The following is a 22,932-nucleotide window of genomic DNA, read 5'->3' on the forward strand; positions in this document are numbered from 1 at the left end:
GGGAGTAAATGTGACGTTTCGAACTCTATGGCTATTTTCATTGCTATTACTCACTGGTTGTTCAGATTATCAATGGGGCTGGTATGTACTTGACCCTTCGACGGATCAAGGGCTCACCAATCTAAAGTTTTTAATCGCTGGGTTTAATGACACCATTCAGGTATCACTCCTCAGTATGTTATTTGCGATGAGCTTGGGCCTGATCGTTGCGTTACCCGCTCTGTCGGACTCTGCCTATCTGAAGTGGATAAACCGTATTTATGTCGAGGTGATCCGTTCAGTGCCAGTTTTAGTCTTACTACTTTGGGTGTATTACGGCATGCCTACGCTATTGGATGTCTCACTCAATCACTTTTGGGCGGGTGTTATTGCACTGACTATCGCTGAGAGTGCGTTTATGGCGGAAGTGTTTCGCGGTGGGATACAAGCTATCAGCCGTGGCCAGCATGAAGCAGCTGAGTCTTTGGGCTTAAGCTATTGGCAAAAGATGCGCTTGGTAATTCTTCCCCAAGCGTTTCGACAAATCCTCCCTCCACTGGGCAATCAATTTGTCTACATCCTCAAGATGAGTTCTTTAGTCAGTGTGATTGGTTTAAGCGATCTCACTCGCCGTGCTAATGAGCTGGTGGTGAATGAGTACTTACCCCTAGAGATTTATACCTTCCTCGTTTTGGAGTACTTGTTACTCATCCTATTTGTATCTCAAGCCGTTCGTTGGCTCGAAAAACGTATTGCTATTCCTAGTTACTAACGATGAAGCCTGAGCTAGAAACAACAAAGCCGCACTTGTTGAGCGGCTTTGACAATATAGCGATAGAGTGCAGGTATTGCTTATTTCTGTTTTACAGGACGCTGCCAGCCAGTAATTTTGCGCTCTTTGACGCGAGTAATTACTAACTCACCTTCTTCAACATCTTTTGTTAGTGTCGTGCCTGCACCGATGGTTGCGCCATCAGCGATAGTGACAGGCGCCACCAGCTGGCTATCAGAACCAACAAAAACATCATTACCGATGATGGTTTTAAACTTGTTCGCACCATCGTAGTTACAAGTGATAGTACCTGCACCGATGTTAGTACGTTGACCGATCTCTGCATCACCTAAGTAAGTTAGGTGGTTCGCTTTTGAACCTTCTCCGATGCGCGCATTTTTCACTTCAACGAAGTTACCCACATGGGAATCGTTACGCATTTCAGCACCAGGACGAAGGCGAGTAAATGGACCAACCGTACATTCTTCACCAACCGTTGCACCTTCAATCACACTGTAAGGGCGAACGATGGTGTTGTCGTCGATTTCACAATCTTTCAGTACACAACCCGCACCGATAACCACGTTATCACCCAGTGAAACTTTACCTTCGACGATAACATTCACGTCGATTTCACAGTCCATACCGCACTGTAACTCACCACGCAAATCAAAGCGTGCTGGATCGCGTAGCATGACACCTTGCTCTAGTAGCTTCTGAGCTTGCATTGACTGGAAAGCACGCTCTAGACGAGCAAGCTGTGCGCGGTCGTTGACCCCTTCCACCTCAATGGCATTGACTGGGTGTACTGCCTCAACGGCACGACCTTCATCGTGTGCAGCTGCAATAACGTCAGTTAGGTAGTATTCGCCTTGTGCGTTGTTGTTGTTTAAGCCAGACAACCAACGCTTAAGATCCCCACCAGTCGCAACCATCACGCCAGTGTTGATCTCTTTAATTTGTTTTTGTTCTTCTGTTGCATCTTTTTGCTCAACGATCGCCACAACAGGACCATTCTTACGGATAATACGACCATAGCCTGTCGGGTTATCTAGAATCACTGTTAGTAGTGCAATACCGCCAGTTGGCTGTGCATCTAATAGGTTTTCAATCGTTTCAGCTGAAATCAGTGGAACATCACCGTAAAGCACCAGTACTTTTTCATCGTCTTCAAACTTCGGAGACGCTTGATCAACCGCATGACCTGTCCCTAACTGCTCCGCTTGAAGCACCCAATTTACAGGCTCTTCTGCAAGAGTGGTTTGCATTTGATCACCACCGTGACCAAAGACCAAGTGGATGTTTTGTGCGCCAAGACCTGTACATGTATCGATAACATGTTTTGCCATTGGCTTGCCTGCCAAAGTGTGTAGCACTTTAGGCATGTTCGAATGCATACGGGTACCTTTACCCGCTGCAAGAATCACAGCACTGAATTTCATTGATAACCTATTGACGTTTTATGTTAATTGGCCGTTATTTTAAACAGCTCTTTTAAAATAGTTAATGGAGTAAGGTAAATTTCCAACTAAAATTAATCAAAAAGGCGACCAATTGGCCGCCTTTTTTCATGCAACGTTGCTAATTGAGCTTAGCGACGCTTTTTTGTCAGCTCGATAACTCGTAGCTGAGCAATGGCTTTAGCCAGTTCACTGGCCGCTTGTGCGAAGTCCATGTCACCATGCTGATTCTGGATTTGCTCCTCAGCGCGGCGTTTGGCTTCTTCTGCCTTCGCTGCGTCTAGCTCTTCACCACGGATAGCTGTATCAGCTAGTACAGTCGCTGTACCAGGCTGAATCTCTACCATACCACCAGAAACATAAATAATTTCTTCGTGGCCGTGCTGTTTCACAATACGCACCATACCAGGCTTGATAGCGGTCAGCAGCGGTGTGTGACCATGGAAAATACCAAGTTCACCTTCGCTACCGGTCACCTGAAACGTTTCAACACGACCAGAGAAGATTTTCTTCTCAGCGCTTACTACGTCTAGGTGAAAGGTTATTGCTGCCATATCGCCTCCTAGTTAGCCTTATAGCTTCTTCGCATTCTCAATAGCATCGTCGATGCTACCGCAGTACATAAATGCCTGCTCAGGAATGTCGTCGTATTCACCAGCTAGTAGACCTTTAAAGCCACGTAGAGTCTCTTTTAGAGGTACGTAAATACCAGGGTCACCTGTAAATACTTCTGCTACGTGGTAAGGCTGAGTTAGGAAACGCTCAATCTTACGTGCACGAGATACAACTTGCTTATCTTCTTCAGATAGCTCGTCCATACCTAGGATAGCAATGATATCTTTCAGCTCTTTGTAGCGCTGAAGAGTCTGCTGAACACCACGAGCAACTTCGTAGTGATCTTGACCAACGACTAGTGGATCAAGCATACGAGATGTTGAATCTAGCGGGTCGATCGCAGGGTATAGACCCATTGCAGCGATGTTACGGTTAAGTACAACCGTTGCATCCAAGTGCGCGAACGTTGTTGCTGGAGACGGGTCAGTCAAGTCATCCGCTGGTACGTATACCGCCTGTACAGACGTGATAGAACCTGATTTCGTTGACGTGATACGCTCCTGAAGTACACCCATCTCTTCTGCAAGAGTTGGCTGGTAACCTACCGCAGAAGGCATACGACCTAGTAGTGCTGATACCTCTGTACCTGCAAGTGTGTAACGGTAGATGTTATCAATGAACAGTAGTACGTCACGACCTTCGTCACGGAAACGCTCTGCCATTGTTAGACCAGTCAGTGCAACACGTAGACGGTTACCTGGTGGCTCGTTCATCTGACCGTAAACCATCGCTACTTTTGATTCTTCAGGCTTCTCAACGTTTACAACGCCCGCTTCCTGCATCTCGTAGTAGAAATCGTTACCTTCACGAGTACGCTCACCAACACCAGCAAATACTGATAGACCTGAGTGCTGTAGTGCGATGTTGTTGATAAGTTCCATCATGTTAACGGTCTTACCTACACCTGCACCACCGAATAGACCGATTTTACCACCCTTAGCGAATGGACAAATTAGGTCGATTACTTTAACGCCCGTTTCTAGAAGTGCAATTTCGTTTGATTGCTCTTCGTAGCTTGGTGCACTACGGTGGATAGAGTAAACCTCTTCCGCACCCACTTCACCACGCTCGTCAATCGCGTCACCTAGGACGTTCATGATACGACCTAGAGTTTTAGTACCTACTGGTACTGAAATTGGAGCGCCAGTGTTAACCACTTCTACTCCACGACGTAAACCATCAGAGCTACCCATTACGATACAACGAACTACGCCACCGCCTAGCTGTTGTTGAACTTCAAGAACTAGACGCTCTTTTGAGTCCGTTACGTTTAGAGCGTCATATACACTAGGTACATTGCTCTGTGGGAACTCTACGTCGACTACCGCACCGATGATCTGTACGATCTTACCTGTAGCCATCGTTAATCCTCTAAACTATTTCGTTTTACCTAAGCTTAAACCGCAGCTGCACCACCAACGATTTCTGATAGTTCTTGTGTAATCGCAGCCTGACGGGCTTTGTTGTACACAAGTTCCAAATCGTCAATCAAACTGGTTGCGTTATCCGTTGCAGCCTTCATCGCAATCATTCGAGCCGCTTGCTCACAAGCAAGGTTCTCAACCACACCTTGGTATACCTGAGACTCTACGTAACGCACTAATAGCGTATCCAGTAGAGGTTTTGGTTCAGGCTCATAGATGTAGTCCCATGAATGCTCACGCTGCATCTCTTCGCTGTCCGATTTAGGCAAAGGTAGCAATTGATCGATCGTTGGTTGCTGAACCATAGTATTAACAAACTTGTTGAATACTACATATAGACGGTCCAGTTCACCTTCATCGTATTTCTTCAGCATTACGCCAACAGAGCCGATTAGGTCTTGTAGGCTTGGATTATCTCCAAGACCAGAAACCTGTGCCGCAACTTTTGCGCCACCATGTTTAAAGAAAGCTGTTGCTTTTGAGCCAACAACGGCTAGCTCAATCTCAGCACCTTTCTCTCTCCATGCTTGCATGTCTGTAACGGCTTTTTTGAACACGTTAATGTTCAAACCACCACACAGACCACGGTCTGTCGAAACGATGATGTAACCAACACGTTTAGCTTCACGCTCTTCTAGGTACGGATGACGGTACTCTAGGTTTGCGTTAGCCACATGACCGATCACTTTACGCATTGTTTCAGCGTATGGACGAGAAGCTTCCATTGCATCTTGAGAACGACGCATTTTTGAAGCTGCTACCATTTCCATCGCTTTCGTAATTTTCTGAGTGCTTTTAACACTACCGATTTTATTACGTATCTCTTTTGCGCCGGCCATCGTTACTCTCCGTTAGTTGGTGGCAGAAACTGCCACCGACCTAATTACCAAGTTTGGGTTGCTTTGAAGTCGTCAGTCAGTTTCTTCAACTGAGCTTCGATTTCATCGTTGTAAGCGCCAGACTTGTCGATCTCAGCTGCTAGTTCAGCGTATTGACCGCGAGCGTACGATAGTAGAGCCGCCTCGAAATCTAGAACTTTGTTAAGTTCTACATCATCAAGGTAACCGCGCTCTGCCGCGAAGATAGTTAGAGCTTGGTCAAATACAGACATTGGAGCGTACTGCTTCTGCTTCATTAGTTCTGTAACTTTTTGACCATGGTCTAGCTGTTTCTTCGTTGCGTCATCAAGGTCAGAAGAGAACTGAGCAAATGCCGCTAGTTCACGGTATGCAGCTAGTGCTGTACGGATACCACCTGATAGTTTCTTGATGATTTTCGTCTGAGCTGAACCACCTACACGAGATACTGAGATACCAGGGTCAACAGCAGGACGAACACCAGCGTTGAATAGCTCAGTTTGTAGGAAGATCTGACCATCGGTAATCGAGATTACGTTAGTCGGTACGAATGCTGAAACGTCACCTGCTTGAGTTTCGATGATAGGAAGAGCAGTCAAAGAACCAGTCTTACCTTTCACTTCACCGTTAGTGAAACGCTCTACGTACTCTTCGTTTACACGAGCTGCACGCTCTAGTAGACGCGAGTGTAAGTAGAATACGTCACCTGGGAATGCCTCACGGCCTGGTGGACGTTTAAGTAGTAGAGAGATCTGACGGTAAGCTACCGCTTGCTTAGATAGATCATCGTAAACAATCAGTGCGTCTTCACCGCGATCGCGGAAGTATTCACCCATCGCACAACCTGCGTAAGGCGCTAGGTATTGAAGCGCTGCAGATTCAGAAGCTGATGCAACTACAACGATAGTATTTTGTAGTGCGCCGTGCTCTTCTAGTTTGCGAACAACGTTAGCGATAGTCGATGCTTTCTGACCGATTGCTACGTAGATAGAGAAAATACCAGAGTCTTTCTGGTTGATGATCGCGTCGATCGCCAGTGCTGTTTTACCAATCTGACGGTCACCGATGATAAGCTCACGCTGACCACGACCGATTGGGATCATTGAGTCAACTGACTTATAACCAGTTTGCACAGGTTGGTCTACCGATTTACGGTCGATTACACCTGGTGCGATCACTTCTACAGGCGAAGTCATTTTCGCTTCGATTGGACCTTTACCATCGATAGGCTCACCCAGCGTATTTACTACGCGGCCTAGTAGTTCTGGACCAACTGGCACTTCAAGAATGCGGCCAGTACCTGTAACTTTCATGCCTTCCTTAAGGTCAGCATATGGGCCCATTACAACCGCACCAACCGAGTCACGCTCAAGGTTAAGTGCCAGTGCATAACGGCCACCCGGTAATTCAATCATTTCACCTTGCATCACGTCCGCTAGGCCGTGGATGCGGATGATACCATCGCTTACCGATACGATAGTACCCTCGTTGCGAGCTTCACTAACAACTTCGAAAGATTCGATACGTTGTTTGATCAGATCGCTAATTTCCGTGGAATTAAGTTGCATGCTCCAATCCCCATTAAGACTGCAATGCATCGCTCAGGCGGTTCAAACGACCACGCGCTGAGTCATCGATGACTAGGTCTCCGGCTCGAATAATAACCCCACCAAGTAGGGTCTCATCTACACTGCAATTCAGCTTCACTTTGCGTTCAAGACGCTTTTCAAGTTTGCTGCCAATGTTTGCAAGTTGTTCATCAGAAAGCTCTGTTGCTGAAATTACTTCAACATCAATTTCTTTCTCATGTTCTTTTTTCAGAGTAAAAAACTCCGTGCAAACATCAGGAAGGGCCGCTAAACGACCATTCTCAGCCATTACCTTCAAAAGGTTTTGACCGTGCGCATCAACTTGTTCGCCGCAAACTGCAACAAAAATTTCTGCCATTTTGTCAGCAGAAACCGAACCCGTTAGTAGTTCGTTCATTTGTTCGTTTTTGGCCACTTCAGCAGCAAAAGATAACATTTGGCCCCATTGGTCCAACTGGTCTTTCTCTAAAGCAAAGTCGAAGGCTGCTTTAGCATAGGGGCGTGCGATAGTAGTCAAATCAGACATATGCGCCCCCAGACTTAAAGTTTTGCAGTAATGTTGTCGAGAATATCTTTTTGCGCATCTTTATCGATAGAACGCTCAAGGATTTTCTCAGCACCAGCTACAGCCAGAGTAGCAACTTGTTTGCGCAGCTCATCGCGTGCACGATTGCGTTCAGCTTCAAGTTCTGCTTCTGCTTGCGCTAGGATTTTCTGGCGTTCTGCCTGAGCTTCCTCGCGAGCTTCATCAAGAATTTGAGACTTACGCTTGTTCGCTTGTTCGATGATCTCAGTTGCTGTGCGCTTCGCTTCTTTCAATTGATCAGAAGCGTTGGCTTGTGCTAGATCCAAGTCTTTCGCAGCACGTTCTGCTGCTTGAAGACCATCAGCAATTTTCTTCTGACGCTCTTCGATCGCTTGCATCAATGGTGGCCATACATACTTCATGCAGAACCACACAAATAGTGCGAACGAGATTGCTTGACCTAGCAGAGTTGCGTTTATGTTCACAACAGCTACTCCCTTTTAAGAATCAACTACAAAAATACAATTAACAGAGTTGTTAATTAGCCTGCTAGTTGACCCACAAATGGGTTTGCGAAAGTGAATAGTAGCGCGATTACGATACCGATCATTGGAACCGCATCAAGTAGACCCGCGATGATGAACATCTTAACTTGTAGCATAGGAGCCATTTCTGGTTGACGTGCAGCACCTTCTAGGAATTTACCACCTAGCAGTGCGAAACCAATCGCTGTACCAAGAGAAGCAAGACCGACGATAATACCTACGGCGATTGCAGAAAAGCTCAGTAAAGTTTCCATTACTATCTCCAATTTATAGTTGTTGGCTTAGTGCCCAAATAAAAAGCTTTAAAAAAATTAATGATCAGGATCTTCGTGTGCCATTGACAGGTAAACAATTGTCAACATCATGAATACGAAGGCTTGAATCGTAATAACCAAGATATGGAAGATTGCCCACGGTAGTGAACCCATCCATTGTAAGTACCATGGTAGCATTGCCGCACAAAGAATGAATACAACCTCACCCGCGAACATGTTACCGAATAGACGCATACCGAGTGATAGAGGTTTCGCTAATAGCGATACCACTTCAATTAGTAGGTTAAACGGAATCATCAGTGGGTGATTGAATGGATGTAGTGCAAGTTCTTTTGCGAATCCACCTAGACCTTTTACTTTGATGCTGTAGTAAATCATCAATGCAAAAACGCCTAGAGCCATAGCCATGGTGATATTCACATCAGCAGACGGTACAACCTTAAGGTAAGGGATACCTAGCCAATGCTCTGCTGGGTATGGTAAGAAGTCGATAGGAACTAAGTCCATCACGTTCATCAAAAATACCCAACAAAAGATAGTCAGTGCTAAAGGCGCGATCAGTGGGTTGCGTCCATGGAACGTGTCTTTGACGTTATCGGCGACAAATTCAACGATCATTTCTACAGCACACTGAAGCTTACCCGGTACACCCGCTGTTGTTCTCTTTGCTACTTTGTAAAAAATTCCGAGGAAAATTAAACCAGTAAACCAAGAAAAAAACAGGCTATCGATATGTACGTTCCAGAAACTTGTCTCCGACCCTACTAAACCCAACTTGTATAGCGATAGGTTAGAAAGGTGGTGGGCAATGTAACCGGACGATGTTAGCGCTTCACCTGGCGCAGCCATAACTCATCCTATTTTTTGTTGTTAATGAATAGCACTGGTGCACAGATATTAATACCTAGTACCAGCAAATAGGTTAGTTTGAGGGGAACAAGTTCCACCTGCATATACATGTAGGCAACATAGAACAGTGCAACCGTGATGAGAATTTTCAGTACTTCACCCGTATAGAAGGAAGCAGCGATGCGCTTGGCAGCGCGAGCTCCACTAAACATGAAAGCACACAGCGCGAATACTGCATTGGCAACAACAAAAATGCCTCCGCCAATCAGCGCTGAAAATCCCCAGTCAGGATTTATGGCTACCGCCATTCCTGCTGCCACAAAAATAACCGCGCCAGACTGGATCATTAACAATTGCCTTGCGAGCTCTCGTCCTGGTCTAGCTAACGCAGCTACCATGTATTCGTACCTCTAGTAATATCCACTTCGCACTTAACTCTCTGTGCTGGGAAATTGGCGAAAATTATACGTTCAGTTCAACGTAAAGCAATTCGATTGCATCAAAAACTTACAGTTTTGTTTACAAAACGACAACTTTCGCACAAAATTCGATTAATTAGATTAATTGACCTAAATCAATTATCTCATCTAGGCCTCAAGCTTGGCAATTAGTTGGTCCAATTTGTGAGGCTCATCAAGACTTATCGTCAATTTCGCTTTTCCGTTTGCAGAACGGGTAAGAGAAACTTTTGCATCAAGCAGCTGACTCAATTTATGCGACATTTGCTCGGCTTCGGTATCCTCTTGTTGCCCTTTTTGCTCATTTTGTGGGGCTAAGCACTTTTTTACTAACTGTTCGGTTTGGCGAACAGTCATTTGCTTCTTAGCCACTTGTTGAGCTACTTCGACTTGCTGTTCGCCTTCTAACGCTAACAGAGCTCGAGCATGACCCATTTCCAATTTTTTATCTGCAACCAGACCTTTTACATCAACTTCCAACTGATTCAGACGTAATAGGTTACTCACCGTCGTTCTTGATTTACCAATCACATCGGCCACTTGCTGATGTGTCAGCGTGAATTCATCTTGTAGACGCTCAAGCGCTTGGGCTTCCTCAATCACATTCAAGTCTTCACGTTGAATGTTTTCAATCAACGCCATAGCGATGGCGGCACGATCTTCAACTTTTTTCACCAAACACGGCACGCGCTTTAAACCCGCCTGCCTTGCAGCACGCCAGCGGCGCTCACCTGCGATGATCTCAAACTGACCATTTTCGACCTGGCGAACCACGATTGGTTGAATAATGCCTTGTGATTGAATCGAAGCCGCTAGTTCTTCTAGCGCTTCAGGCGCCATATCTTTACGCGGTTGGTATACGCCCGGCTGCAATTGACCAATCGCTAAATCGGTTAACTCACCGTCTGCCGATAATTCTTGGCTATGCGATGCAATATGCTGTTTTTCACGAGCAAACGAACTGGTCGACAATAACGCATCCAGTCCTTTTCCGAGACCACGCTTAGACATGGGATTGAATTCCTTAGGTTAGAGTTAAACTGGGATTTCTTCGCGGCGGAGCATTTCGCCCGCTAGAGCAAGATACGCTTTGGCACCTGCGGAGTACTTATCGTAGTACATTGCAGGCTTACCGTGACTTGGCGCTTCAGCCAAACGAACATTACGTGGAATGACAGTACGGTAAACTTTATTCCCAAAGTGTTTTTTAAGTTGATCGGATACTTCATTCGATAAGCGGTTGCGTGGGTCGTACATGGTACGCAATAAACCTTCGATTTTTAGGTTCTCATTGACCACGGCCGCTAACTTGCTGATTGTATCCATAAGAGCAGTTAAACCTTCTAACGCAAAGTATTCACATTGCATCGGCACCAGCACAGAGTCAGCTGCCGCCATCGCATTGATTGTAAGAAGGTTTAGAGAAGGAGGACAATCAATAAAGATGAAATCATAGTTATCGCGAACTGACGACAATGCATTTTTTAGACGCACTTCACGAGCGAAAACTTCCATCAATTTGATTTCTGCCGCGGTTACGTCTCCGTTCGCCGCGATCAAATCATACTTCCCTGTTGTTTGGGTACAAACGACTTGATCGAACGGTGTATCTTCGACCAAAAGATCGTATGCGGTGGCGTCGACCATATACTTATCCACGCCACTGGCCATCGTAGCATTGCCTTGCGGGTCGAGATCGATCACCAAAACCTTGCGCTTTGTTGCCGCCATCGAAGCCGCTAAGTTAATGCACGTTGTTGTTTTGCCGACCCCACCTTTCTGGTTGGCGATTGCTACAATTTTACCCACGATTACCTCGCTAATTTTCCTTGCGCGATAAGATTACTAGATGACGATCACCTTCCAACTCAGGAACAGCCAAAGATATGATCTCTGTCACACTGCACCATTCAGGAAGCTGATCCATTTCATCTTTAGGGTGCTGTCCTTTCAGCGCTAGAAACACCCCGTGCTCTTGTTTCGGCAAATGGTGGCACCATTCCACCATGTCTATCATTGAAGCAAAAGCTCGACTCAAAACGCCATCAAATTTTTCTTCAGGTTGGAATTCTTCGACACGACTTTGAATTGGTGTCACGTTTTTCAGCCCTAATGTGTGCACGACTTGCTTGATAAAACGGATGCGTTTGCCAAGACTATCGAGCAAAAAGAAGGTTTTCTCAGGGTTCATGATTGCCAAAGGGATGCCCGGTAACCCCGGACCAGTACCAACATCAATGAAGCGCTCACCGGACAGGTGTGCGCTTACAACGATACTATCAAGAATATGTTTCACTAACATATCAAGCGGATCACGTACCGATGTTAAATTGTACGCTTTGTTCCATTTGTCGAGCAGTTCAACATAACCAACTAACTGCTCTCGTTGCTGTTCTGACACTTCCAAATCGGTTTTCGCGATCAGTGAATCCAACTTTGTTCGCAATGCGCTCATTATTCTTCCTCACCTTTCTTCAGCAAACCATGCTTTTTCAAGTGAACAAGTAGAATAGAAATTGCAGCAGGCGTAATACCAGAAATGCGTGATGCAATACCGATGCTCTCTGGTTTGGCCTCGCTCAGTTTAGCAACGACTTCGTTTGATAAACCTTTTACATCGCGGTAATCCAAATCAGCAGGTAACTTGGTATTTTCGTGACGCAGTGATTTTTCGATCTCTTCCTGCTGACGCTTGATGTAACCATCGTATTTCACTTGAATTTCAACTTGCTCAGCCGCTTGCTGATCTTCAAGAGCAGGAGCAAACGCTTCAAGTTGCGTCAGTTGCGAATAAGTGATCTCTGGACGACGCAGAAGATCCTCACCACTCGCTTCACGGGCCATTGGGGTTTTCAGCAGCTTGTTCAACTCATCAACCCCCTCTGACTTCGGATTCATCCACGTTGCTTTCAAACGCTGACGCTCCGTTTCCATATTGTTGATTTTCTCGTTAAAGCGAGCCCAACGAACATCATCAATCAAGCCTAGCTCGCGCGCTTTTTCCGTTAAACGTAAATCGGCGTTATCTTCACGAAGTAGCAGGCGGTATTCCGCACGAGAAGTGAACATGCGGTACGGCTCTTTGGTACCCATGGTCGATAAGTCATCAATCAACACGCCCATGTAAGCTTGGTCACGACGTGGGCTCCAGCCTTCTTTGTCTTGGCTAAACAAGCTTGCGTTTAGGCCCGCCATCAAGCCTTGCGCTGCGGCTTCTTCGTAGCCAGTCGTACCATTAATCTGGCCAGCAAAGAACAAACCATGGATGAACTTCGTCTCGTACGTTTGCTTCAAATCACGTGGATCGAAGAAATCGTATTCAATCGCATAACCTGGGCGAACGATGTGTGCATTTTCAAACCCTTTCATTGAGCGCACGATTTGTACTTGCACATCAAATGGCAAGCTGGTCGAGATACCATTAGGGTATAACTCGTGCGTGGTTAGGCCTTCTGGCTCAATGAAGATTTGGTGGCTGTTTTTGTCAGCGAAACGCATCACTTTGTCTTCAATAGACGGACAGTAACGCGGACCAATACCTTCAATCACACCTGCGTACATTGGACTGCGATCCAAGTTACTACGGATCACATCGTGAGTTTGTTCATTGGTGTGGGTGATGAAACATGGAATCTGACGCGGATGCTGTTCACGTTTGCCCATGAACGAGAATACAGGAGTTGGGTTATCACCGTGCTGAGCTTCTAGCACTGAAAAATCAACAGTACGAGCATCAATGCGCGGTGGAGTACCTGTTTTTAAACGATCCACACGGAACGGCAGTTCACGCAGTCGATCCGCTAATGCGATCGATGGTGGATCCCCGGCACGACCACCAGACGAGCTTTCCATACCTATGTGGATCTTACCACCAAGGAAGGTACCCACGGTTAGCACAACGGCTTTCGCATGGAAGCGAAGTCCCATTTGAGTTACCACACCAACTGCGCGATCTTGTTCAACAATCAGATCATCAACTGATTGCTGGAACAACGTTAAGTTAGGCGCATTTTCTAATGCATTACGAACGTACGCTTTGTACAGAGCGCGATCGGCTTGAGCTCGAGTTGCTCGTACTGCAGGACCTTTGGAGGCATTTAGTGTACGAAACTGAATACCTGCATGGTCGATGGCTTCAGCCATCAAACCGCCCATAGCATCTACTTCTTTTACTAAGTGACCTTTACCAATACCACCGATCGCCGGATTACAAGACATCTGGCCTAATGTATCGATGTTATGGGTAAGGAGAAGCGTTTTTTGTCCTGTGCGTGCAGATGCGAGCGCGGCTTCCGTTCCTGCGTGTCCGCCACCGACAACAATGACGTCAAAGTTTTCGTGATAAAGCATGAACTGACCTCAGGTATTCAAAGGGATTTAATGGACAGATAAAGGAGCCGTATTTTACCTGCTTTATGCCAGAGAGAAAAACGTTTTCTCGTTTTATCCGTTTTAAGCTTCAAGATAAATATATATAAGATCTATATATATGATCTTTTATTAGATCTACTATTAGGATCGACCGTTTCTGTGGATAACCTAAAAATGATCAACAAGATCATGGATCTTCTTTGGATCATATCTTGTGATCATGATTGGATCAGATCGAGGATTACCTGGGATCAAAAGTGGTGGTTATACACAGGGGATAAAATTGATCAAAGTTGTTATTGGGATAACTAAAGGAAAATCACTGGATCTTATTGTAGTTATCCACAGTCTGTTTGGTTGGTTTTTGAGCGGTTAAACAAAATAATTTGGTGGGAGTTATTCACATGGGAGAAAACAGAGCCGAATTTCGACTCTGTTGAAGGGAAGTCGTGAGTTTAAAAACGTTCGATATTCTCTTTTAACCACATCTCTGCGGCGTCTTCTGGCACATCATGGCTCAGTACATCGATTTTAAAGCAATCTGCGAGAGGGGTTGCACCAATATCCTCTAATAAATCATAAGCGTGTTGACCAGCGGCACAGAACGTATCGTAGCTAGAGTCACCAATCGCAATCACCGCAAATTTTACATCAGTCATTTTTGGCGGTGTATTTTGTAATGCTGCGATAAAAGGTTGGATATTATCAGGATACTCACCAGCTCCATGTGTAGAGGTGATCACCAACCACGTACCTTGATTTTCGATATCACTGAGGGAAGGCTGGTTGTGGATCGTTGTTTCAAATCCATTCTCGTTGAGTAGATCACTCAGGTGATCCCCTACGTATTCTGCGCCACCTAACGTGCTGCCTGTAATAATGTGGATCATACTTCTTCCTTATTGAATGCGACGGCTAAAGCTCATGGATGGCTTGCCGTACAAAAAGAAACGCGGTGTGAGTTAAGCTCAGCACCGCGCGTTCGATTATTTACTTCCCGATACAGAATGAAGAGAAGATTCGTCCCAGTAAGTCGTCAGAACTGAACTCACCGGTAATCTCATTGAGATGTTGTTGGGTGATGCGTAGCTCTTCAGCCAATATTTCACCAGCCATATAGCCTTCAAGCTGCTCCTGGCCTATTTGAAGGTGCTGTGCGGCACGTTCTAATGCATCGAGATGACGACGACGAGCCATAAACCCACCTTCACTGTTGCCAGAGAAGCCCATACACTCCTTGAGATGATCGCGCAGAGCTTCAACCCCTGCACCAGTCTTCGCTGACAAACGGATAAGGGTAGGGTTATTGACGTGGCAGATCCCCATATCTTCACCCGTTTGATCCGCTTTATTACGGATCACAGTTATACCAATGTTGTCTGGTAGGCGATCCACAAAATCTGGCCAGATATCTTTCGGATCGGTGGCATCGGTTGTCGTGCCATCCACCATGAACAACACGCGGTCTGCTTGGGCTATTTCATCCCACGCGCGTTCGATACCGATTTTCTCTACTTCATCGGAAGCATCACGCAAACCTGCTGTATCAATGATGTGTAGTGGCATGCCATCAATATGGATATGCTCACGCAGTACATCACGCGTGGTTCCTGCGATGTCGGTTACGATTGCAGATTCTTTACCCGATAGCGCGTTCAGTAGGCTTGATTTGCCCGCATTTGGACGACCCGCAATCACGACTTTCATCCCTTCACGCATAATAGCGCCTTGGTTAGCTTCTTTGCGCACCGCATCTAGGTTGTCGATGATGGCTTGTAGGTCACCAGCCACTTTACCGTCGGCCAAAAAGTCGATCTCTTCTTCAGGGAAGTCGATGGCTGCTTCAACATAGATACGCAAATGAATCAGCGACTCAACTAAGGTATTAATGCGGCCTGAAAATGCGCCCTGTAAGGATTGCAGTGCCGATTTTGCTGCTTCTTCAGAACTGGCATCAATGAGGTCTGCGATCGCCTCGGCTTGAGCGAGGTCGAGTTTATCGTTCAGAAATGCGCGTTCAGAGAACTCACCAGGGCGAGCAGCTCGAATACCATCTATACCTAGAATGCGGTTTATCAGCATATCCATCACGACAGGGCCGCCATGGCCTTGCAGCTCAAGTACGTCTTCACCGGTAAATGAATGCGGGTTAGGGAAGTACAGTGCGATGCCCTGATCAAGCACAGTGCCATCTTCTGACTTAAACGGCAGGTACTCTGCGTAGCGGGGCTTTAGTGTTTTGCCAGTGACTTCTAACGCCACTTGGTTGGCTTTAGGGCCAGAAACTCGAATAATACCGACACCGCCACGACCAGGCGCGGTCGCTTGAGCGACAATCGTATCTGTAGTCATAATTTTGCCTTTTGAGCTGGGCTATAGGGAAGATACCTAGGGAGCCATCACAATTAATTAGCTGAATTGTAATCAGCCAAAAACAAAAAGGCGACCTTTTGGCCGCCTTTCTCAATCATTTCCTAAAAGGTTACTTGCTGTGTAAGCCTTTTTTCTCTAATCCTTTGTAGATCAGAGTTTGCTGGATAAGCGTTACGATGTTCGACACCAACCAGTATAGAACGAGACCTGATGGGAAGAACAAGAAGAAGAAGGTAAACATAACCGGCATAAAGGTCATGATCTTCTGCTGCATTGGATCCGTTACCGTTGTCGGGCTCATCTTCTGGATTAGGAACATAGACGCACCCATCAATAGCGGCAGGATGTAGTAAGGGTCCTGCGCTGAAAGGTCATGAATCCAACCGAAGAATGGTGAGTGACGTAGCTCTACCGATTCCATTAGCGCCCAGTATAGTGCGATGAAAATAGGCATCTGTAGGATAAGAGGTAAACAGCCACCTAGTGGGTTCACTTTCTCTTTCTTGTACAGTTCCATCATTTCTTGGCTCATGCGCTGACGGTCATCACCGATACGCTCACGCATTGCTTGCAGCTTAGGCTGTAGCATGCGCATTTTCGCCATAGACGTGTATTGCGCTTTTGTTAGTGGGTACATTGCACCACGAACGATGAAGGTCAGACAGATGATTGCCACACCCCAGTTACCAACAAAGCTCTGGATGAATGAAAGCAACATATGAAGAGGCTTCGCAATGAACCATAACCAGCCGTAGTCCACTACTAGGTCTAGGTTAGGTGCCACTTCTGCCATTTCATCTTGCAGTTTTGGACCAACCCAAAGTGTTGCTTCAAACTTAGCCTGATCGCCTGTTGCGATAGTTTTGTTTGGCATACGAACGCCGATGTCGCCTAGGTTGCCAATTACACGAGTGTATAGGTTAGTACCTGGTTCGTTACGTGGGATCCAAGCTGCGGCAAAGTAGTGCTGAATCATTGCTGCCCAACCTTGGCCATCGGCTAGGTTAAGAGACAGGTTGCGATCCTGCATATCATCAAAGCTGTACTTCTTGTAACGCGTATCTTCTGTTGAGTATGCGCCACCACGGTAAGTAGGCATTGTGATGCTACCACCATCGTCCATTAGGTTTTGACGTAGGTGAGCGTACATACCAAATGTTGCGTTGTTGCCTGAGTTGTTCACTACATCGTATTCAACATTAAGCGCGTAGCTGCCGCGTTTAAAGATGTAAGTTTTGGTGTATTCGATGCCGTTTGCAGTGAATGTCATCGGAACGCGAAGTTCATCTTGACCGTCAGCCATTGTGAAGCTGTCTGCACTTACGTTGTAGTGAGGGCGATTTGTGCTGCTCAAGTCGATACCTTGAGGACCCACTAGACCGCTTTGAGCGATAAATTGGTGACCTTGAGCGTCTTTAAGCAGAACAAAGGAATCTGATGAATCTAACTCAGCAGAGTATTCGTTAAGGTTGGCATGTACCACATCGCCACCAACGGTGTCGATCGACAGAGTTAAAACATCAGTCGTTACTGTGATAGTTTTTGCAGAAGCTTGCTGTTGACCAGGAACTGGGTCAAGTTCATCAGCAAAAGATGGTGCAGGTAGAGTGCTGCTTGATTGAGCCTGTTCAACTGCTTGAGGTTCTGGATTCTTTGCAACTTGCCATTGTTGAAACAGCAAAAAAGAAACCAGGGCCAAACCGATGAGCAGGATATTACGTTGAGAATCCATCGTTAGTTATCTCTGTCTTGTTTTTGGACTGGTGGAACGGGGTCATACCCCCCTTCATTCAAAGGGTGGCATTTTAATAGACGTTTGCCTGATAACCAACATCCTTTTACAAAACCGTGAGCTCTCAAAGCTTCTAGCGCGTAAGTGGAACAGGTTGGTGTGAACCGGCAACGAGGACCAATCAAAGGGCTGATAAACCAGCGATACAGATAAACGAGCCCAATGGCTATCCACGTGAAGGGCGAGACAGGCGTTGCCATAGCTTATCAAACAACTTAAAAATTTCCTCATTGCTTAAATCTTGCGCGCTTTTCTTCGCAATCACAACAAAATCTTTGTTTGGAAGCTGATGTTGATTGTTACGAAAGCTTTCACGAGCCAAACGCTTAAATCGGTTACGACCGACAGCCGTTTTGATTTGCTTTTTGGGAACCGCTAAACCTAATCGTGGGTGAGAAAGTTTGTTATTGCGAGCAATGATGGTGAAATGAGGCGAGCCAGCTCGATGAGCTTGCTGGAAGACGTTTTGATAATGCTCGGGAGTTAACAAACGTAACTCCCGATTAAACGCGTACGTGTTCAAAATAAACTAGCGATTATTTTGATAGGCGCGCACGGCCTTTTGCACGACGTGCGTTGATAACTTTACGACCGTTCTTAGTTGCCATGCGAGCACGGAAGCCGTGAGTACGCTTGCGCTTTAGAACTGTAGGTTGAAAAGTGCGTTTCATGATAATTACCTTTACTGATCAGTAGTTTTAGGTTCTTGTTAAACCCGGCGTGGGTATTTGCTTTCTTATATAAAGAAGCTCTTTATATAGAGAAGGACAACCGACGCCTCTCAACAAAGAGGCGGAATTGTAATCACACTCACATAATGTGTCAATGACTCAATGAGTACGAAATTCCGGCCGGGCGATTATACGTAGTGTGAGTAAAATCTCAAGGATCAATCGATCCTGATGCTTGATCGTTACTCTATTCCTACTTGGTTAAGGAATTTTTTCAAACGAGGATCTTGTGGATTATCGAAGATATCCTGTGGAGAACCTTGCTCAACGATATTGCCTTCCGCCATGAAGATCACTCTATCAGCTACTTCTTTCGCGAATTGCATCTCGTGCGTCACCACCAGCATGGTTTGATGCTGATTAGCTAACTTCTTCATTAATGAGAGAACTTCACCGACCCATTCAGGATCCAGCGCAGAAGTTGGTTCGTCAAACAACAGCAGTTCTGGTTGCAGCGCCATCGCTCGGCCGATACCCACACGTTGTTGTTGGCCGCCAGATAATGCCGCTGGATAACTATCGCCTTTATCCCCAAGGCCGATGTCATCCAGAATTTGTTGCGCTCGTTTGAGAGCATCGGCTTTTTTCCAACCTCGAACGGTCACTAGACCTTCGGCAATGTTCTGGCGCGCATTCATGTGGGCAAACAGGGCATAGTTTTGGAACACAAAGCCAGTTCGACGACGCAGCGCTAATACTTCGGCTTTAGTGTGTTTTTGAGTATCAACGGAGATGTCATCTATCGTGATACGACCTTCATCTGCTTGTTCTAGAAAGTTCACCGTACGCAGCAAGGTTGATTTACCCGTACCACTTGAGCCGATAATCACGATGATCTCACCTTGCTTAATATCGAGGTCGATGCCTTTCAGCACTTCAGTCTCACCAAAACGTTTGTGAATATTTTCTAACTTAATCATCGTACGTACGCCTTATTCAGTTTTGCTTCTGCCCAGATTTGTACGCGAGTCAGAATCACCACCACGCCCCAGTAAATAAGAGCAACCGCAAGGAAAGCTTCAAAGAAACGGAAACTTGATGAGGCTTCCATCTGTGCTTTCGCCATGATTTCGGCCACACCAAGCGTGAAAGCAAGAGACGTTGACTTGATCATATCGATGAAATAGTTCATCAATGAAGGCAGTGCGACACGCGTTGCTTGAGGTAAAATCACTCGGCGCATTGCTTGGGATGTCGTCATACCGACCGATAAGCTCGCTTCCATTTGGCTGCGATCAATGCCAATAATGGCGGCACGAATACTTTCCGCCATATAAGCGGCAAAGTGCAGCGTTAAACCGATAACCGCTGCTGAAAAGGCGTCGATACCGACCATCAATGGAAAAATTTGCGGTAAGCCGTAATAGAGCAGGAAAAGCTGAACCAACAGTGGGGTGCCACGGAAGAAGCTGATGTACAGTTGGCTTAATTGATCCAGAACTGGCAGTTTAAATACGCGAATATTGGCTAAAATGACGGATAAAATCAGCGAAAACACCAATCCCCATGTCGCCATTTCCATGGTTGTGCCAAGATATTTCAGCAATATCGGCAGCAGTTCCAACATGTAATTAAAGTCAAATCCCATACGGCTTACCTAAAGGCTAGAGAAAAGAAAAGGTGGAAAACAAGTTCCACCTTTACGTAAGTTTATTTTAGTCCGAGAGTGATACCACTTTGCGGCCTAAAGTACAAAGAGTTCTTATTTCGTGATGTCAGCGCCAAACCACTTCACGGAAATTTTCTCTACTGTACCATCTGCGCGCATCTCAGCCAGTGCTTTGTTTACTTCTTCTTGCAGCTTACGACCTTTCTCGTTGTCAACGAAAGGCCATGCGTTTTGAATGGTCTCAAACGGTTCGCCGGCCAATTCCAGAGGAAGGCCAGTTTTCTTAATCAGCTCTAACGCAGAAAGACGATCCATTACAAACGCGTCTGCACGACCGAGCGCCACGTCATGTTCGATACCTGTGTCGTACGTTTTAATGTTGATCTTGCCGTCTTTGTCGTATTGACGCAGCAGTTGCTCAAAGTTAGAGCCTAGGTTCACCGCAACGGTTTTGCCCGCAAGATCGTCAACATCTTTGATGCTGTCGTTGCCTTTACGCACGGTAATTTGTGCGCCATCTACAACGTAAGGGTCAGCAAATAGGTATTTAGCTTTACGCTCATCAGTCATGGTGATTTGGTTGGAGATCGTATCGATACGACCAGTTTCTAAAAGACCAAATAAACCAGAGAAGTTGGCTGTTACGTATTCGATTTTGTAATCGTTACGTTTACCGATTTCATCCCACATGTCGACTTCAAAGCCTTGTAGCTTGTCTTGCTTTACAAAAGTAAACGGGAAGTAGCGACCTGACATACCAACTTTGACTTCAGTAGCGGCTTGTACGGTTGCTGCCGACAGTGTAATGGCTGCAACGGCAACCTTAATCCAGTTTTTCATAATACATCTCCATAATTTTATGGTTGGAAATACTACTGTTAGTTAGCTCAATTAAATAAATAACCAAGAGCAATAACCTAGACCTGTGAGTTATTAGATAATAGAAGAAGAATGTTAAATGTGACGAAAATGCGAACTGAACCTAGCGAAATGATCGACAAAATCAGCATTGGGAATAAAATAATACACAGACTTATCACCAATCGCTCGATCTTGTGAATTTTGCCCAATTGTGGATCGTTGTGTGGGCAAATTTGGGGCAAGGTGTGTTGATCTCATCAAGTTTGCAGAAATAATTGTGAATAACTTGGATCTTATTCACTGGATCGTCGATCAATCGCTGGCGATCTTGGTTATCAACAGGTAAAATTGCCAGTCTTTTCCGATAATTCAATTACTCAGTGGGGGCACCGTGTCATCTTCGCTTTGGCTGCAATGTTTGCAGCAGCTTCAAGAAGAGCTACCAGCTACAGAATTCAGCATGTGGGTTCGTCCGCTACAAGCGGAGCTCAATGACAATACTCTCACTCTATTCGCGCCAAACCGCTTTGTGTTGGACTGGGTGCGTGATAAGTATCTGAACAATATTACTCGCTTACTGCAGGAATACTGCGGTGGCGATATTCCTAACTTACGTTTTGAAGTGGGGAGCCGACCTGTCTCTGCACCAAAACCAGCGCCGACACGTACGCCTGCAGATGTGGCTGCCGAGTCATCTGCACCTGCGCAATTACAGGCGCGTAAGCCAGTACACAAAACCTGGGATGACGACGCTCAAGCGATTGCGGCTATCAATCACCGCTCAAACATGAACCCAAAACACAAGTTCGATAACTTTGTTGAAGGTAAGTCGAACCAACTGGGTTTGGCTGCGGCGCGTCAGGTATCGGATAACCCAGGTGCAGCTTACAACCCACTATTCCTATACGGCGGCACGGGTTTGGGTAAAACCCACTTATTGCATGCGGTGGGTAACGCGATTGTGGATAACAACCCGAACGCAAAAGTGGTCTACATGCACTCAGAACGTTTTGTGCAAGACATGGTGAAAGCGCTGCAAAACAATGCGATTGAAGAATTCAAACGCTACTACCGCAGCGTGGATGCGCTCCTTATCGATGACATCCAATTCTTTGCTAATAAAGAACGTTCACAAGAAGAATTCTTCCATACCTTCAACGCACTATTGGAAGGTAATCAGCAGATCATTCTAACGTCTGACCGTTATCCTAAAGAAATTAATGGCGTTGAAGATCGTCTTAAATCTCGCTTTGGTTGGGGTCTTACTGTTGCGATCGAGCCGCCTGAGCTTGAAACGCGTGTGGCGATCTTGATGAAAAAAGCTGAAGATCACCAAATCCACCTTGCTGATGAAGTGGCATTCTTCATTGCCAAGCGTCTGCGTTCGAACGTTCGTGAGCTAGAAGGTGCACTGAACCGTGTTATTGCGAACGCGAACTTTACTGGCCGTCCAATTACGATTGATTTTGTTCGTGAAGCGCTGCGCGATCTGCTTGCTCTACAAGAGAAGCTTGTGACAATCGATAACATTCAAAAGACAGTGGCGGAATACTACAAGATTAAAGTAGCGGACTTGCTGTCTAAGCGTCGTTCTCGTTCTGTAGCGCGTCCTCGTCAGCTGGCTATGGCGTTAGCAAAAGAGCTAACCAACCACAGTTTGCCTGAAATTGGCGATGCGTTTGGGGGCCGCGATCATACGACCGTACTTCATGCTTGTCGCAAGATTGAGCAGCTGCGTGAAGAGAGCCACGACATTAAAGAAGATTACTCTAACTTGATTCGCACCCTGTCTTCGTAATCGGTTAGAATAACGGTATTCTAAGCAAATCATTTATTGAGCTGACAG

At 45.9% G+C, this 22,932-nt stretch carries 25 protein-coding genes; 2 read left to right on the top strand and 23 right to left on the bottom strand.

The features are described from left to right. The first annotated feature begins 10 nt into the window (after positions 1–10). Positions 11–751, top strand: a complete 741-nt coding sequence (locus H9L11_RS06770; RefSeq protein WP_053304043.1) for an amino acid ABC transporter permease — start codon at positions 11–13, stop codon at positions 749–751. Between the two features lie 80 nt (positions 752–831). Here the strand turns inward: H9L11_RS06770 and glmU are convergent, their stop codons facing one another. The 23 genes from glmU to H9L11_RS06885 form a co-directional block, all read right to left on the bottom strand. Beyond that, entirely contained in the window at positions 832–2,193 is a 1,362-nt protein-coding gene (gene glmU, locus H9L11_RS06775; RefSeq protein ID WP_047102566.1) for a bifunctional UDP-N-acetylglucosamine diphosphorylase/glucosamine-1-phosphate N-acetyltransferase GlmU, read from the bottom strand. A gap of 149 nt (positions 2,194–2,342) precedes the next feature. Next, positions 2,343–2,765, bottom strand: coding sequence for a F0F1 ATP synthase subunit epsilon (locus tag H9L11_RS06780; RefSeq protein ID WP_005378937.1), 423 nt, complete (start codon positions 2,763–2,765; stop codon positions 2,343–2,345). Positions 2,766–2,783: 18 nt separating this feature from the next. Continuing rightward, entirely contained in the window at positions 2,784–4,187 is a 1,404-nt protein-coding gene (gene atpD / locus H9L11_RS06785; protein ID WP_005383849.1) for a F0F1 ATP synthase subunit beta, read from the bottom strand. A gap of 35 nt (positions 4,188–4,222) precedes the next feature. After that, positions 4,223–5,089 carry a F0F1 ATP synthase subunit gamma gene (atpG, locus tag H9L11_RS06790; RefSeq protein WP_005378932.1) on the bottom strand — a complete coding sequence of 289 codons (867 nt, stop codon included), beginning with the start codon at positions 5,087–5,089 and terminating at the stop codon, positions 4,223–4,225. 44 nt (positions 5,090–5,133) lie between these two features. After that, positions 5,134–6,675, bottom strand: a complete 1,542-nt coding sequence (atpA, locus tag H9L11_RS06795; protein ID WP_005378931.1) for a F0F1 ATP synthase subunit alpha — start codon at positions 6,673–6,675, stop codon at positions 5,134–5,136. Between the two features lie 13 nt (positions 6,676–6,688). Beyond that, positions 6,689–7,222 carry a F0F1 ATP synthase subunit delta gene (gene atpH / locus H9L11_RS06800; RefSeq protein ID WP_017635596.1) on the bottom strand — a complete coding sequence of 178 codons (534 nt, stop codon included), beginning with the start codon at positions 7,220–7,222 and terminating at the stop codon, positions 6,689–6,691. A 14-nt stretch (positions 7,223–7,236) separates the two neighbouring features. Beyond that, positions 7,237–7,707 carry a F0F1 ATP synthase subunit B gene (gene atpF / locus H9L11_RS06805; protein ID WP_005378929.1) on the bottom strand — a complete coding sequence of 157 codons (471 nt, stop codon included), beginning with the start codon at positions 7,705–7,707 and terminating at the stop codon, positions 7,237–7,239. 56 nt (positions 7,708–7,763) lie between these two features. Then, on the bottom strand, positions 7,764–8,021 hold the full coding sequence (atpE, locus tag H9L11_RS06810; RefSeq protein WP_005372317.1) for a F0F1 ATP synthase subunit C: 258 nt from the start codon (positions 8,019–8,021) through the stop codon (positions 7,764–7,766). Between the two features lie 57 nt (positions 8,022–8,078). Then, positions 8,079–8,891, bottom strand: a complete 813-nt coding sequence (atpB, locus tag H9L11_RS06815; RefSeq protein WP_005378922.1) for a F0F1 ATP synthase subunit A — start codon at positions 8,889–8,891, stop codon at positions 8,079–8,081. Between the two features lie 8 nt (positions 8,892–8,899). After that, complete coding sequence (locus H9L11_RS06820) at positions 8,900–9,289, bottom strand: F0F1 ATP synthase subunit I (protein ID WP_005378921.1); 390 nt, start codon at positions 9,287–9,289, stop codon at positions 8,900–8,902. A 189-nt stretch (positions 9,290–9,478) separates the two neighbouring features. Next, positions 9,479–10,360 carry a ParB/RepB/Spo0J family partition protein gene (locus tag H9L11_RS06825; RefSeq protein WP_005383840.1) on the bottom strand — a complete coding sequence of 294 codons (882 nt, stop codon included), beginning with the start codon at positions 10,358–10,360 and terminating at the stop codon, positions 9,479–9,481. 24 nt (positions 10,361–10,384) lie between these two features. Next, entirely contained in the window at positions 10,385–11,158 is a 774-nt protein-coding gene (locus tag H9L11_RS06830) for a ParA family protein (protein WP_005383838.1), read from the bottom strand. 10 nt (positions 11,159–11,168) lie between these two features. After that, complete coding sequence (rsmG, locus tag H9L11_RS06835; RefSeq protein WP_149192460.1) at positions 11,169–11,804, bottom strand: 16S rRNA (guanine(527)-N(7))-methyltransferase RsmG; 636 nt, start codon at positions 11,802–11,804, stop codon at positions 11,169–11,171. Continuing rightward, positions 11,804–13,699 carry a tRNA uridine-5-carboxymethylaminomethyl(34) synthesis enzyme MnmG gene (gene mnmG / locus H9L11_RS06840; protein ID WP_005378901.1) on the bottom strand — a complete coding sequence of 632 codons (1,896 nt, stop codon included), beginning with the start codon at positions 13,697–13,699 and terminating at the stop codon, positions 11,804–11,806. Before mnmG ends, rsmG begins: the two co-directional genes overlap by 1 nt. Positions 13,700–14,175: 476 nt before the next feature. Next, positions 14,176–14,610: an FMN-binding protein MioC gene (mioC, locus tag H9L11_RS06845; protein ID WP_005378900.1), complete on the bottom strand. Its 435-nt coding sequence runs from the start codon at positions 14,608–14,610 to the stop codon at positions 14,176–14,178. A 100-nt stretch (positions 14,611–14,710) separates the two neighbouring features. Beyond that, complete coding sequence (gene mnmE, locus H9L11_RS06850) at positions 14,711–16,072, bottom strand: tRNA uridine-5-carboxymethylaminomethyl(34) synthesis GTPase MnmE (protein WP_205391065.1); 1,362 nt, start codon at positions 16,070–16,072, stop codon at positions 14,711–14,713. A 130-nt stretch (positions 16,073–16,202) separates the two neighbouring features. Then, positions 16,203–17,825: a membrane protein insertase YidC gene (gene yidC / locus H9L11_RS06855; RefSeq protein ID WP_005383834.1), complete on the bottom strand. Its 1,623-nt coding sequence runs from the start codon at positions 17,823–17,825 to the stop codon at positions 16,203–16,205. A 2-nt stretch (positions 17,826–17,827) separates the two neighbouring features. Beyond that, positions 17,828–18,085: a membrane protein insertion efficiency factor YidD gene (gene yidD / locus H9L11_RS06860; RefSeq protein ID WP_005378822.1), complete on the bottom strand. Its 258-nt coding sequence runs from the start codon at positions 18,083–18,085 to the stop codon at positions 17,828–17,830. Further along, a complete protein-coding gene (gene rnpA, locus H9L11_RS06865; RefSeq protein WP_005394102.1) occupies positions 18,052–18,375 on the bottom strand; it encodes a ribonuclease P protein component in 324 nt (107 codons plus the stop codon). Before rnpA ends, yidD begins: the two co-directional genes overlap by 34 nt. A gap of 46 nt (positions 18,376–18,421) precedes the next feature. Then, positions 18,422–18,556, bottom strand: coding sequence for a 50S ribosomal protein L34 (gene rpmH / locus H9L11_RS06870; protein WP_005378825.1), 135 nt, complete (start codon positions 18,554–18,556; stop codon positions 18,422–18,424). A 242-nt stretch (positions 18,557–18,798) separates the two neighbouring features. Next, positions 18,799–19,536, bottom strand: a complete 738-nt coding sequence (locus H9L11_RS06875; RefSeq protein WP_005378827.1) for an amino acid ABC transporter ATP-binding protein — start codon at positions 19,534–19,536, stop codon at positions 18,799–18,801. Continuing rightward, the gene (locus H9L11_RS06880; RefSeq protein ID WP_005378829.1) at positions 19,533–20,204 is read right to left on the bottom strand and encodes an amino acid ABC transporter permease; all 672 of its coding nucleotides are present in this window, start codon (positions 20,202–20,204) and stop codon (positions 19,533–19,535) included. Before H9L11_RS06880 ends, H9L11_RS06875 begins: the two co-directional genes overlap by 4 nt. Positions 20,205–20,318: 114 nt before the next feature. After that, on the bottom strand, positions 20,319–21,065 hold the full coding sequence (locus H9L11_RS06885; RefSeq protein WP_205391066.1) for an amino acid ABC transporter substrate-binding protein: 747 nt from the start codon (positions 21,063–21,065) through the stop codon (positions 20,319–20,321). A 412-nt stretch (positions 21,066–21,477) separates the two neighbouring features. Between H9L11_RS06885 and dnaA the strand changes: the two genes are divergently transcribed. Next, on the top strand, positions 21,478–22,884 hold the full coding sequence (dnaA, locus tag H9L11_RS06890) for a chromosomal replication initiator protein DnaA (RefSeq protein WP_005378835.1): 1,407 nt from the start codon (positions 21,478–21,480) through the stop codon (positions 22,882–22,884). Positions 22,885–22,932: the final 48 nt, after the last annotated feature.

The sequence above is a fragment of the Vibrio sp. sp1 genome (genome assembly GCF_016920955.1).
GTDB lineage: Bacteria > Pseudomonadota > Gammaproteobacteria > Enterobacterales > Vibrionaceae > Vibrio > Vibrio alginolyticus.